The following is a 12,481-nucleotide window of genomic DNA, read 5'->3' as shown; positions in this document are numbered from 1 at the left end:
TTACTGCACGATCTCTAGTCTCTAAATTCGCCGTTGGGCTGGATTACAAACCGTGTCACCGCCCGTTAGTAAGCTCCTCCCGGGACGGTCGTCGAATGGTCAGTACTACTTAGCTAGCCCTTTCCTCTCTTCCGTCGAATATAACCACTTTGATATGTATTTAAGATTTTTCCGGCTACTAATCTGACGAGAACTCTTAAAGACAGACGAAGACCGTTCCAGATTTTTGACAAGAATTTCCCTGATTTCTTCGAGAGAGTTTTCCTGTACTTCCATCGTATGCCTCCATCGCATCTCCAAATAGTGCTTCTGCGCGATGTTTAGTGCATTATTGGGGGAATCATCTCCTGACTCTTCGTCCAAGTCGGCATCTCCGTCGCCCAACGTCTCAAGGAAGTCATCCCAGTCTTTGAAATGCCGTTGACAGACGGAACAGTCACAAACCGGCACTCCCAGTTGCTTCCCGATGTCGGCTGCGCCAGGAATAGAGAGGAATTCCCGGATGGTATTGAAGTAGAAGCGTTTACTCATTCCACCACCTCCGTGACTCTTCAGGGCTTCTTCGCGCTCTTCCGCATACAGCGTTCCATACGTCGTCCCTTCAAGGCCGAAGTAATAGAGCAGATGAGAGAAATAATCTCCATACAGGAAGTGTGGGGCGATATTTGCTGCGCTGAGATTATACACGAAGTCAATTACTGCGATGTACTCGTCTCCATCCGTCTCGTTTTTATCGAGGTTTTCGATGATGAGGAAGCATTCATCCACATCGACCGAAGAAAGGAGGTTGATCATTTTAGTCGCGGCTGACTGATTTGCGATAACATCTTTCTCGATATAGAGACACGGTTTGAGTTTTAGTTCTGCTGCTTGTTGAGATGCTTCGAGGATCTTCCTCGTCGTAGTGAGCTGATTGGGGGATCGGATTTTGTTGTACCACGGGACGATACGTTTGGGGTTCGGAACTGCTGGCTCAACATCGCCGATACTGTATTTGCGTAGGTCAGCGTCTGGGCCAATGTCACTGTAGCCTTCTTGAAAGTTAACGACAGCCGTTGCAATCTGAGTGATCTCTTTATCGGTCAACCGGTCTGGTTTCAGGTTGCCGTCTTCAGCGAGGATCGTCTTCAGAGGCTCACCTAACGCATTGACGTAGGCTCGTATCCAGTTACCGAGCATCCCTTCGTCATTCCGGAAGTTGTTCCCACGTTCGAATACGGCAAGGTCTGGATCGATATAATACGAGATATCATCCTGCGAGAGCTGTGTGATTTGATGGCGGACTGCCCGTTGATTGTAGGCTGCAAGATGAGATTCGTAGAGAATTGAGTCGAAGTCCTCAGTGAGAGTTTCGACAGGGTGTTTGTTGTTGTTATTATTGTATCGTATCGTGTTTTCGAACATTCCCACCCACTAACTCTACCACTCGGGCGTTCGAGTATAATTGTTGCCCTGACTTTTGCGGTCCTGAGACGATGTTGACAGATCCATCGATCGCCATCAGCCCAATCGGGAGATCAGAGACACGCTTGATAAGGCTATCACTTAGATCCTCCTCCCAGATTGCTAGGAACGAGTAGTCCACGTAGTCCGAGTTACGGAGAGCTTGGTCAATCCCTTTTCCAATATTTCGAGATTTCATCTCGATGGCCATCGTCTCGTCTCTGTTCACACAGAGCAGGTCAATTGGGTAGGAAAAAATCGACTTCTCAGTCGCATATCGGACACCCAGCTCGTCCAAAAAGTCTACTAGAATTCCAAGCTGATACTTCTCAGGTACATATTGACGTGTCCTATCTTGTTGCGATGCCGTCCACCGTTCCGTATGTTTCTGGATGATTTCTGTACTGGACATTAGTGTGCCTCCGAGAAGATTTTGTCTTGAATCTCGGACTCTACAGCGTAGTCGGGGTAAGTAGAATACACGTATCGAAGAAGATCACGAAGGTACATGGAGTTGTACTTCTCTACAAGTTCTTCAATTTCCACTTGATATGACGGCTCCAGTAGTTCAACCAACGTTTTAGCGATCTTCTCGCCTTTGGGGGTGATGATGAATCGTTTGTCCTTCAGTGAGGGTGAGGGTTCCGAAGCCTCCGGCTGAATGGACTTTGACTCGATCGCGTTGAGTTGGAGGAGAAACTCTAGTTCCGAATATACCTCATCGGAGAACGGCCCCATCTTGTACGGCGCAAAATTGAAAGCGACATCGTCTTTGTACTCTTCGAAGAACTCCGTCTCTTGTTCAATGAGGAAGAGGAGCTTTTGAAGTTTAGTCACCCCTCGGATCTCTTCGGCAAAGTAGAACAAAATAAAGACGACATCTGTTCGTCGGTCGATCTCATCAATTCGCGCCATCACCAGATTCCTCGCTGGTAGAATATATGAAACTGGTGTCGAATGAGAGTTACTATTCGCCTATCCCAACTATACATGATTCCGTTTTTCAGTATAGGTACTGAAACCGCCGATAGATTTGCACACCTATGTATCAATAGAATCACCAATACTACTGTTGAAACCAACACCTTAAAATCGGCTTTGTCACCTTCGTATCTAAATCGATGCTCAAAGATTGGGTTCTCCGCTTATTGAAACACACATATTTAGATGTCCCAGAATTGTTCGAATTGGGAGTGTAAGAAATCTGGCTTCATCCGTACGAACTCCTCTCGCTCATTCACTGGGAGGTACTCGTATACCGAGTGTAGGGCGTTTGGGACGAATCGTTCGCCGACCACAATTCGGACACCTCGTTCGCCTGGGCCACGGATGACTCGACCGAGCGCTTGTCGCACCTGCCGAACGGCTGGAATCGTGAGGGCGTATGTGAACGAGTTCTCTGCTCCGAACCGGTCACCGTACGCATGTTGGACGGCCTGGACTCTGGGCGACCCGATGTTCACTAGCGGGATGCCGAACACGGCGCACGTGTGCAGCTCGTCGCCTTCGTAATCGACACCTTCAGTCAATGTACCGCGGGTGCTCGTCACGAGGACTTTCGGTTCGCCGTGGACGAATTCACGTTTCAGTGCCCGTGTCTCCTCGTGGCTCGAAGACTGGTCAAGCAGCACCGGTTTGTCGATCTCCTCTCGGAGGCGATTCCCAGCCCATTCGGCTTCGGAATAATTCGGCCATGCGAGAAGGACGTTGCCGTGGCTTCGGGCGATTTCTCGTGCGACGTAGGCGTACCGCTCCCGTGTCCCATTTGTATTTTCAAGCGCAGGGTCGCCTCGATTTCGCTTCTTGAACGCCTCGACGTCGACGATCCAACTGGCGCGGTTCTCCTCGGGAAAAGTCAGATCGTACGTGCGGGAAGAAACGACGCGCGGTTCTTCGTCGTCAGTCGCTAACTCTTTCAAACCGGTTACTTCCTCGAAGATCGAGAGAGGTTCGAGCGTCGCACTCATCAATACACCGCCGCCAAACTCATCAAGGATATCCTTGATTTTCTGCGACGGCATACAATTGTACATCACCAGCGACGCGTTGTAGTAATTCATCCACGGCTTGTCCACGTCCCGGTCGTCTTTCTCCGAATACTCCAGTTCGATCTCGCGGAAGTACTCGACGTGATCTCGCTCCCACCATTGCCCGAACAGTGCGCCGATGGCAGTACAGACGCAGTCTCGTTCAGAGTCCATCTGTTCTAATGCGTCTTCGACTGCGAGGCCAACCTTGCTCAGCATCCGGAACGTGTCCCCGCCGTGGGTTGCCTGTTCAGCCCAGCGGGTGAACTCGTCCGGTTCGGGTTCGTCCGGGTCACGGAGTGGGATCTCGATGTCTTCGTCCGGCAGCGCGTTCCACGATAATCCAGACCCGTAGTGTTCAAATCTGTCTTGGAGTTCGTCGTCGACACGCGTCTCGAACCACCCCATCACGTCGTCGTAGAACTTTTCGGCCGTCTCGACAGCTTCGAACGGGACGTCGTTCACCGCCAGTCGCGTTTCGACTTGGCGTTTATTCTGCGGTCCTTGCCGCGCCGGCCGGAGGAGCTGTTCGAGATCGTTTTTCGCGCGTTTAACCGTGTAGTACCCGATCGTGTCCGTAAGGAGGTCCCGGACGCGTTCTTCCATCCGGTGAGCCTCGTCGATGATGACGAGCGTTCGCTTGTCGAGGATCGGCGCGGTGAGGTGGCGACTGGCGGCGTCGAAGAGGTGGTTGTAATTCCCGATCACGATGTCCGCGTTCTGCATCAGTACCGTCATTGCGCGGTGCGGGCAGGTGCCGATATCGACGGCGTCCGGAAGGAGTTCCTCGGTCGTCACAACGTGGTTGACACCCGATTCGAACGTTACCGGTGAGCCTTTGTCACGACCGTACCAGTCCGCCTCGAACGGACAGTACAACTGGCGATTCCCCGACTCCGTCATTTCCGGCGTCGTGGTTGGTTGGGCCCGAGGGTACGGCGCGGTCCGGCCAGCGGTGTGAAGCGGTTCAGCGTCCTCGTCGAGCGGGTCTCGCTGTGCGTTTTCGACGAGCACTCGGCCTTTCGCTGGATCCCACCATTTCTCCTCCTCTGGAATCGCAGCTGGCGGCGTCGACGCATCGCCTGTTTCGAACTGCTGTTCAACATTGAGGTCACTATCCTCGTTGACGAGGTCCGCCGTTGCCTCTCTGAGATCCTCGCACCGTTCCTGCACACTACTCCCAGCAGGAAACACGTCTTCACGGCCGTACGGGCACAGATCGCGTTTCCCGACGAGCGCGACGCCGGCCAACGGATCATCCACCCTGCTGTTGATGACTCGTAAATCCTCAACGAACTGTTGCCGCTGTTGTTTCACCGGGGTGACGACGATGGCGTTTTCGAATTTGTCCGTCTCCCGAATGAGATAACTAGCCGCAGTTAGCGAGGCCATCGTTTTCCCGGTTCCGCACGGGCCTTCCATCGCCAGGTATCCAGAGTCCTGCGCGGTATCGATGATCTGCTCGATAACATCGTCTTGGTTCTCGTACGCATCGCTAAAGCCGAAATAGGGTTGCCACGTCACCTCAGAGCTCTCAGACACGGGATAGTAGTACGTGCGCCTTGATAGGCTAAAAACCGTTGCCAATCAACGGTTGTTCTCGAAGACGTCTCCCTGGACGTCGGTCTCTATCCTGGCTCTGTTGAGGCCCTTGGAAAGTGCCACATCTAACTCGGATACGGTTAGTACAGAGCCTGCAAGAAACGCTTGATTCTTCGTTATTCTGGCAAAACTAATTCGCCCACTTGTTCACAAGCCGAAGAGGCCGCCGCCTCCAGATCCCAAACCGCCTCCTCCCGGCCCTTCTCCACTGGAATTGCCAAAATTCTCTTTCCGCTTCCAGATGAATGTTACTTGTCCCCGCTGGCCACCGAGACCACCGCCCATTCCCATACCTCCTTGTTGATCATACTTACTTTGGAGTTCCCGCCATCCATCTACGTCCTTTACGCCGCAGGTACACGCGATAACATACGGATAATTATCTCGGTATGCTTCGATTTGACCCCTCAGCATCTTCGTCTGGCTATTCGTTAGGTCTCGTTTCAATTCAATACCGACGACATCGTTCACAACGACATCGGCATTGGCGTTGCCACGTTCCTTCGAGACAACGTACGTCTCGCCAGAACCTTCCCCGAACCCGCCGAGAAATCCACCGCCCCCACTGGAGTTCAACCGTTCATCCAGAAACTGCTGAAGATCGTTCTGGAACTTCTTCTCCGTCCGGTAGGCTCGTTTGGGGATCCAGTCATCGACTGATTGTGCGACCTTCTGGAAGGTCTGGTGTTCGCCACCCATCATATTTGTCTCCAGACACCGGAGGCCAAGCCGGAGCAAGACCCTAAGGTCCGGACAGTGTACCAACGAGAGCGTAGGTCGGGGTACACCCCGGCGACTTTGGTGCCATTGCCTGGTAGTCACAATAATGTGACTTGAATCTTTTCCAGCCTTTCACCGTCGGCCCGTTCACAGGCTCCATCAACCGGCTGTGTCCTTCGGCATCGTGGTCAGATATAGGGTTTCAACAGAGCCTCACTCCTAGAGAAGTTTGTAGATCTCGTTGCGGTACTGATCTTCGATATCCGGATAGTACGCGTGCAGGTACTCGTCGATCGTGTCGCCTTCCCGTCCGTCACCAATCTTATCTCCACGCATATACTGCGCGTATTCTTTGCCGATCGGGTTCTCCATCTTCCAGAACGTGGAGAACCAGTGCCGGCCGAAGTGACTCGTCAGTTCCTTTTCGTACTCTTCGGCCGAAATGTGCGGGCGGATTTGTTCCCTCCAGTGCCTGTTGATCCCGTCTTTATCCCGGATTCGCTCGTGATGGGTCTGTGAAAGAAACACCCACGGTTCACCGCAGTCAGGGCGGATCAACAGGTACTGCGTCAACACGCGCCGCATCTCATCATCCAGAGGCAGAATTCGTGGGTTCCTCGATTTGTTCCCTGGGCGATTATATCTCGATGGGATGAAAATAGCGTTTTTCCGCCCGTCGAGACGACGGTGACTCCCTAATTCAGGGAAATTGTTCAGCAATTCAGTGTTATTGATGTGGAAATCTTTCAGCTTCACGTTCCGGATTTCGCCTTGCCGCATTCCCAATTTGAGGCCCATCAGTATCACAGCGAGCTTGAACATGTGCGTAATGTCGTCTAACGCGTCCCGCATTTCTGCCCGCGTGACTTTCGGGTAATCCTTCTCTTCCTCATCGGGCCACGAAATCTTCTCCCAAGCGCTGTCAATAGGGCTGTAATCCGGACTGTGCGGGAACACGTTCTCCCTTTGAAAGTACGAGTACGCCTGGTTCACGTAGTTTAATTTTGTCTTGACAGTGTCTTTCCCGTTATCCTGGTCTTGAAACTCATACTCGGCGAATTCGAGAACAAGCGTGTCGTTGGCGCACGCCGGGTGCCGTCCTTGTTTGGTCACGTACTCTTTGAAGTGCCGTATCGCTCGCTCGTATTCGCCGACAGTACTCCGCATCCGGTGACTATCTCGCACGATATCGTCCAGAAACATCTCGAACGGGTCAACACCGTCTTCCTGCATCTGGGTGAAATTCTCATCGTATTGCTTCAGGGGATCGACCGCTCGGTCAAATTCATCGCCGATCCGTCGTCGCTGGTCGTTCACCGACTGGTTTTCCTTGCTCATATCGAACGCTCACCGATTTTGAACTCCCATACTCGGCTCGTCGCACCGTCCTTTCCAGCGGCCATCCGTGGCGGATGATACGAATGAGGGTGCTCCGTGTGCCACAGTAGGTACGTATAGAAATCCTCCAACCGAACCCAGTACGGATTGTATGCCCGTTTCGTCTGCATTCGATCGGTTAACTCGGCAAACCACAGCTCAACATCGTCGGGACGTGCAAGTGCGGGATGCCGACCGCGCTGTCGCATATGATCCTTCCACGAGGTCTCTACGAGCTCTGTTTCGTACTGGACCGTTTCCGCGGCCCCTGAGAGTTCCTGATCAACGTACTCCGCCCACACATCTCGGCTTTCGTAGGTGGCGGCGTAATTATACAGTCGAGAGTGGTCCGGTACCTGGTCGAGAGTCTTGTAAACACCAATGCGACGAAGCGGGTTACTCGATTTCGGCATTCAAATAGTACTCCCCATCTTCGTATTGAAGTTCTCCAACGGCCACCATTTCCTCGACTTGCCGTGGGACTCGGTCGGATGTCGTTTCGATTATCTCTTGAATAATGTCGTCAAGTCCGGTGCCAGGATGCTTCGCAACGAACGCTTGAATCGCTTCGCGCTCTCTCGTTTGCAACTGCTCTTCTAACTTCCCAACCCGTTCCCGAGCACGATCTAATTCGCGTTTCAAATCGTTTCGCTGGCGGCGCAACTCACCAACGGACTCATCGGGTTCAACGTTGACCTCGAATTTCTTCAGCCCGGCCTCAGTCATCGCTTGAATGAACTCTGAAAGAGACATATCCATCCTCTCGGCTTCCTCTTTCCACCGGGCGTGCTGATCCTTTGATGGATACGTCATCGTCGGCTGTGTTTCAGAACTATTCCCTGGCATCGGTCGTGACTACCTTGATCCTCTTTTGACTCGCATCGTGGCCACCTGATGCGTCGTTCATTTCGCCGTTACTCACTCACTTCTGACTCCGTGGGATCGAACAGAATGAATCCGTCCTCAACTCGGACCGCAATGCGATCGAATTCATTCGGATCAATTCCCTGTCGTTCCAGTTCCTCCGCTGAAAAGAACACGGGAACGCCGATCGCCCCGTGTTTTTCTGTCCGAGTGATCTTCGCCGTCAGAATCTCACCCGACGAGTCCGAACTATCGTCGATGAATGCATCAATGTGGGTTGCCATGTTTCTGGATTTCTGATCTTGGTAGATCGGCTCGGTAGTCGAAGACGCCCGATCACCCATCTGTCGACGCCTCTTGCGTTCTGGTCCGTAATAAAAGATTGCTTGAATAGAAGTTGATCCGAATAAAAGGGACTTCTTCTCCAAGTCTTTTAATTTATAATCAAATATCCTCCGAAGAGATCCATCGAATATATGTCTGAGTCTTTTGTGTAGCAATCGCGGATGAGAAACCAGTCATCCGACATATCCCTCAGATCGTCTGAGATGTTGGTTTTCAACCGTCTAAGCGACCGGATCGGCTAAAACAAACAGTGGAGTACCTTCACCAACTTCTCAATCTATTTCCGAATTCAAAATATACAAAACCAATAAATTCTCGATTGTTCGAACGGAATCATCTAGTCGATCGGCGAGCGCGTCAATCGAGTCACGCCAGTCTCGGGCTGGTTCTTCGAAGCGTCCCGGTCACCGATCATATAGTGAACGACGACGGGTCAGACGTCCACCTGTCGTGGTTCTCGATCGCGTCCTGCACGAGCGAGAGTCGATACCGAGCGAGTTCCCAGTCGCTCGCTACCCGCGTGAGTTCGTGAGCTTGTTCAGCCGGGACGTCTTCCGCGACAGTTCGTTCACGGAGTGCGTCCGGGGAGTCAGCGTCATACCCGGCTTTCCATTCTGAGATGTCTTCTTTCAACGCCGCTGCCTGCTCCGAGAGTTCCCGTTTTGTCGTGTCTTCGAGTAACTCCCGGACGTCTCGAAGTCGCGTGTACAGCGGATCCGGATAGTAGTGACGGGGTCCGTCCTGCTCGATCGCCACCACGACACCGAGATCGATGAGTCGGCGCAGATGGTCCCGCGCCGTGTTCGGGGTGACAGCCGCCTCTTCAGCGATCCAGGAGGCGGGTCGGGACTCCGAGAGCGTCAGTGTGACTGACTTTACTCGATCGAACGCCGACGCGTGATCCTTCCACGTCGCCACCCACTCGGGCTCGTCGCCGGACGCGTTTCCGGGCGGCATACGCTATCATACCCGATTGAGCGTAATAATTCTACTTCCCCGCAAATTATTGCGCAGTCTCCGCTACAGTCACCATCACAGTTCCTGTTCGAGTATGGCATCAATACGATTGATGACTGTTGTGCGGGAGCCGTTCTGACGCGCGGTCTGTCGCAGTTCATCGAATTGGTTGGCGAGAGCTGTGACCGTCTCCTCAGTGATCGAGCGCGGATCAAGTACTGGAACGTCCGCGAGATCACCGGGTTCGAGTTTGTCCATCCCTGCGTAGGGGCGAGCATCTCGACGGACCACCTCGTCTGCCATCGAACTATTCAGGTAAGCCAGCAGCGCCTTCACTTGTGTTCGGCTGATCGAGGTGTCAGGGTAGATCCCGGTGTAGTTATTCACGTACCGGGCGTCGGTTTCGTTCAGGAGGGCGCGGAATCCGGACCGGTACATGTACGGAATGAGAATCTGGGGAGGCTCTCGTCGATCAACTCGGTACCACGGCGACCGTGTCCGGATAGTGTTTCGACTGGTTAAGGTCGGGTGCGCAACCAACCCTGTCTGTAAGTACTCGACGAGGGCTGGTGACGGGGCTGCCTCTGGTGCGAGTGTGTCTTCTGCGGAGTAGCCGGTTTCGGCAGCGTCGACTGTTTGTGGGACGCCGTCAACAGCGTCGAGATGATAGAGTAGCCACACGGCCTCCTCATGGTCTTGGTGACGTTCCCAGTCGTCGTGGCGGAAATCGAATCCGCGGACGATCCTTGGACTCGGAACGATCTTCGAGAGATATCGTTCTTCAATCCCGACCTTGTCGATGTCGGTCTGCGTGAATGTGAAAAAGTCGTTTTCGCCGGTCATGATCCCGCGGTGAATCTCTGCAATCTCCGAAAACGGCGTGAGCATACTCGTGTCGAGACTGAGTGGTTCGAAGAGCGGCTTCCAGTTCTCCGCAGCTGTGAGGCTTTCCTGGGGAACACAGTTTACGAATCCCCAGTCTCGCTGGCCCTGCTGTCCGTCGCGTATAATCTCCTGTATCGAAATCTCGTCCAGCTGGCCGTCAACGTGGACAAACCTCGTGTCGGACACGTCCGATTCATCAGGCACTTCGAGGAACGCGATGAGGGCGGTTGTGAGTGCCCCGTCAAACACCGGACCGTCATCTGGATCAAGCAGAAGCAGTGCCTTGATATCAAATTCAGCCAGTATGAACCGCTTCAGCGCGTCACCGTAGTCAGCAGCAAGGAAATTCGGCGGTATCAGAAACGCAGCTCGGTCACCCCTCGTGAGGACCTGCCTGGCGTGGTATATGAAGTAAGCGTACAGCGGAGTCGCTGTACTGATTTCAAGTCCGGTCTCCTGTTCTGCTTGCGCGTTAATTGATTCCTTATAATCCGACGGGAGGGCGTGGTGCCGGGTGTACGGTGGGTTACAGACGACCGCATCCACGTCCCTCGACAAATCTCTAGGTGAGAGGGAGAGGAAATCAGCGGTGTACGGATCGTGAGACTGCCGCGCGAGTGTCAACGCTGTTGAACCCATCAGGAGAGACAGAGGACTGCGATCAACTCCGTTGATATGATCGGGATCGGTGTTGAGCTCCCAGCGTGGATGGAACGGAGTTGAAAGTCCGCCTGCCCCCAGCCCAGGGTCAAGGATGACGTCGTCACCGCTGGCTGCCCACGTACGCATCGTCTTCCCCACCCTGGGAGGCGTTCGAACCTGACCGAGAGGCCGACGTTCCTCCTTGGATAGGATTGCTTCATAGAGCGCCCCGATGTCCTCCGCAGGTTGAGTAGACTCCAGTAATCGATCACGTGTCTCGACGACACCTTCAACCGCACTCTCTCCGGCGAGCCAAATGACCTCGTCAAGAACGCACTCTGCGAACGCCGGATTATCTATCTGCGTACGGGCAGCGCGGAGTCCGTCACGTGTATTCTCAGGAAGTTCTGGAAGCGGCCCGAATTGATGATACCACTCGTAGAGCGTGATTTTCAGCAAGATGTAGTAGACCGCCTGTCGGGCGAGAGTCGTCTCTGGAAGCCCATCGTCGGTATTGAATCCGTGAAGTTCACACCAGGCCTCGGTTCGTTTCCGAAGAGAGCAAGGTAAGTCAGCGAGGACAGGTGCTATCGTGTCGGCTGTCGTCGTGACGGTCCTGATGATCTCTTCGTCGACGATGGAACACGTCTGGTCGGGGATGGCGCTCGCTTCATCTTTTGACGGGACTTGAGGCTGTTCAAGGATGATAGGTGACTCGACGGCGACATCATCTATCCCGATGATCGATTGGCTCTCGACGCACGGCGCACGCGAATCAGAATCTCCAGGTTGGCGGCGGAGGAGATTCGTATCTTTGAGATCGGTCGTCATTAGGATGTCTCGAACCTTGATTCGACTTGGCTGATGTATGACTCGTCTTCGATCAACTTACGGACGTGATCCTGGATAGCTGCGATTCCAGCATCAAGATCGAGACTATCCTCGCCTAGGATTCTATCTGAAACGTACAGCTTCCGGTGGCTGAGGTCAATATCGGTCGCATGTAATTCCTCGAAGCGAAGTTCATACGGATGCCCCTCAATGCAGACGACATCTGTGTCGAGTACAACCTCTGGCAACTCGTCTTCAATACTCGCGTACGACTTGATCCAGAGATCACCGAACCGGAAATCGTGTGTCTCAATCGTAATCTCTAGGACATTCGTCTCGCCTCGTGCCTGGATGTACTGTTCGAGGAACTCATCTAATGGTCGGCGAGTTTCGCATTCGGTTAGCAGTCGCGTGATGATCTCCTCAATTGTTTGCTCTTCTGGATGACGACGCTCCCAAAGACGCTGGACTGTACTCCTTTCTAGGGACACCTTCCTCGGACAGGAATGTGTGCTGTCTCTTTCCGAGGGCATTTTCGGCAACCGGTCTATGAATGACCCATATTTAAATGTCAGTGTGGGAAAACCGGCGACTCAGACTCTCTAAAGCCTTATTAAGATATTTGAGACTGATTTAGAGACCGGGATCGCCAGCGCAGTTACAGGCTTCCTAAAAATCCATTCAAACAAGAACTCGGAATATTGACTCTTCGCCTTCATCCGGGGATCCAACGGTGAAATATTGGAGTCATAAAACCGACTCTCACCAGGAAAACGGCACCGAGGAAC

At 53.2% G+C, this 12,481-nt stretch carries 12 protein-coding genes; all 12 read right to left on the bottom strand.

Annotation, left to right across the window (positions count from 1 at the left end; translation table 11 throughout):
* Positions 1-105: 105 nt before the first annotated feature.
* Positions 106-1,410 (bottom strand): hypothetical protein, encoded by a 1,305-nt coding sequence (locus tag ACERIT_RS13065; RefSeq protein ID WP_373675307.1) that lies wholly within the window; start codon positions 1,408-1,410, stop codon positions 106-108.
* Positions 1,376-1,855 (bottom strand): hypothetical protein, encoded by a 480-nt coding sequence (locus ACERIT_RS13060; protein WP_373675306.1) that lies wholly within the window; start codon positions 1,853-1,855, stop codon positions 1,376-1,378. Before ACERIT_RS13060 ends, ACERIT_RS13065 begins: the two co-directional genes overlap by 35 nt.
* Positions 1,855-2,358, bottom strand: a complete 504-nt coding sequence (locus tag ACERIT_RS13055; protein ID WP_373675305.1) for a DUF4065 domain-containing protein — start codon at positions 2,356-2,358, stop codon at positions 1,855-1,857. The genes ACERIT_RS13060 and ACERIT_RS13055 overlap by 1 nt, the downstream gene beginning before the upstream one ends.
* 248 nt (positions 2,359-2,606) lie before the next feature.
* A complete protein-coding gene (locus ACERIT_RS13050) occupies positions 2,607-5,012 on the bottom strand; it encodes an ATP-dependent DNA helicase (protein WP_373675304.1) in 2,406 nt (801 codons plus the stop codon).
* Positions 5,013-5,219: 207 nt separating this feature from the next.
* Positions 5,220-5,771 (bottom strand): hypothetical protein, encoded by a 552-nt coding sequence (locus ACERIT_RS13045; protein ID WP_373675303.1) that lies wholly within the window; start codon positions 5,769-5,771, stop codon positions 5,220-5,222.
* Between the two features lie 240 nt (positions 5,772-6,011).
* On the bottom strand, positions 6,012-7,130 hold the full coding sequence (locus ACERIT_RS13040; RefSeq protein WP_373675302.1) for a tyrosine-type recombinase/integrase: 1,119 nt from the start codon (positions 7,128-7,130) through the stop codon (positions 6,012-6,014).
* Positions 7,127-7,582 (bottom strand): hypothetical protein, encoded by a 456-nt coding sequence (locus ACERIT_RS13035; protein WP_373675301.1) that lies wholly within the window; start codon positions 7,580-7,582, stop codon positions 7,127-7,129. Before ACERIT_RS13035 ends, ACERIT_RS13040 begins: the two co-directional genes overlap by 4 nt.
* A complete protein-coding gene (locus ACERIT_RS13030; RefSeq protein WP_373675300.1) occupies positions 7,566-8,015 on the bottom strand; it encodes a hypothetical protein in 450 nt (149 codons plus the stop codon). The genes ACERIT_RS13035 and ACERIT_RS13030 overlap by 17 nt, the downstream gene beginning before the upstream one ends.
* A 68-nt stretch (positions 8,016-8,083) precedes the next feature.
* Positions 8,084-8,317, bottom strand: a complete 234-nt coding sequence (locus ACERIT_RS13025; protein ID WP_373675299.1) for a hypothetical protein — start codon at positions 8,315-8,317, stop codon at positions 8,084-8,086.
* A gap of 472 nt (positions 8,318-8,789) precedes the next feature.
* Positions 8,790-9,335, bottom strand: a complete 546-nt coding sequence (locus tag ACERIT_RS13020; RefSeq protein WP_373675298.1) for a winged helix-turn-helix domain-containing protein — start codon at positions 9,333-9,335, stop codon at positions 8,790-8,792.
* 75 nt (positions 9,336-9,410) lie between these two features.
* Positions 9,411-11,693, bottom strand: a complete 2,283-nt coding sequence (locus ACERIT_RS13015; RefSeq protein ID WP_373675297.1) for an Eco57I restriction-modification methylase domain-containing protein — start codon at positions 11,691-11,693, stop codon at positions 9,411-9,413.
* Complete coding sequence (locus tag ACERIT_RS13010; RefSeq protein ID WP_373675296.1) at positions 11,693-12,226, bottom strand: hypothetical protein; 534 nt, start codon at positions 12,224-12,226, stop codon at positions 11,693-11,695. The genes ACERIT_RS13015 and ACERIT_RS13010 overlap by 1 nt, the downstream gene beginning before the upstream one ends.
* Positions 12,227-12,481 lie beyond the last annotated feature (255 nt).

Source organism: Halopenitus sp. H-Gu1 (assembly GCF_041821145.1).
Lineage (GTDB): Archaea > Halobacteriota > Halobacteria > Halobacteriales > Haloferacaceae > Halopenitus.
The sequence above is the reverse complement of the archived record's forward strand: the minus strand, read 5'-3'. Positions and strand labels throughout refer to the sequence as shown.

What these genes read in the sequence shown, in the direction of transcription:
- ACERIT_RS13060 (WP_373675306.1), bottom strand. Translation starts at nt 1,855, where the DNA reads ATGTCCAGTACAGAAATCATCCAGAAACATACGGAACGGTGGACGGCA.
- ACERIT_RS13055 (WP_373675305.1), bottom strand. Translation starts at nt 2,358, where the DNA reads ATGGCGCGAATTGATGAGATCGACCGACGAACAGATGTCGTCTTTATT.
- ACERIT_RS13045 (WP_373675303.1), bottom strand. Translation starts at nt 5,771, where the DNA reads ATGGGTGGCGAACACCAGACCTTCCAGAAGGTCGCACAATCAGTCGAT.
- ACERIT_RS13040 (WP_373675302.1), bottom strand. Translation starts at nt 7,130, where the DNA reads ATGAGCAAGGAAAACCAGTCGGTGAACGACCAGCGACGACGGATCGGC.
- ACERIT_RS13035 (WP_373675301.1), bottom strand. Translation starts at nt 7,582, where the DNA reads ATGCCGAAATCGAGTAACCCGCTTCGTCGCATTGGTGTTTACAAGACT.
- ACERIT_RS13030 (WP_373675300.1), bottom strand. Translation starts at nt 8,015, where the DNA reads ATGCCAGGGAATAGTTCTGAAACACAGCCGACGATGACGTATCCATCA.
- ACERIT_RS13025 (WP_373675299.1), bottom strand. Translation starts at nt 8,317, where the DNA reads ATGGCAACCCACATTGATGCATTCATCGACGATAGTTCGGACTCGTCG.
- ACERIT_RS13020 (WP_373675298.1), bottom strand. Translation starts at nt 9,335, where the DNA reads ATGCCGCCCGGAAACGCGTCCGGCGACGAGCCCGAGTGGGTGGCGACG.
- ACERIT_RS13015 (WP_373675297.1), bottom strand. Translation starts at nt 11,693, where the DNA reads ATGACGACCGATCTCAAAGATACGAATCTCCTCCGCCGCCAACCTGGA.
- ACERIT_RS13010 (WP_373675296.1), bottom strand. Translation starts at nt 12,226, where the DNA reads ATGCCCTCGGAAAGAGACAGCACACATTCCTGTCCGAGGAAGGTGTCC.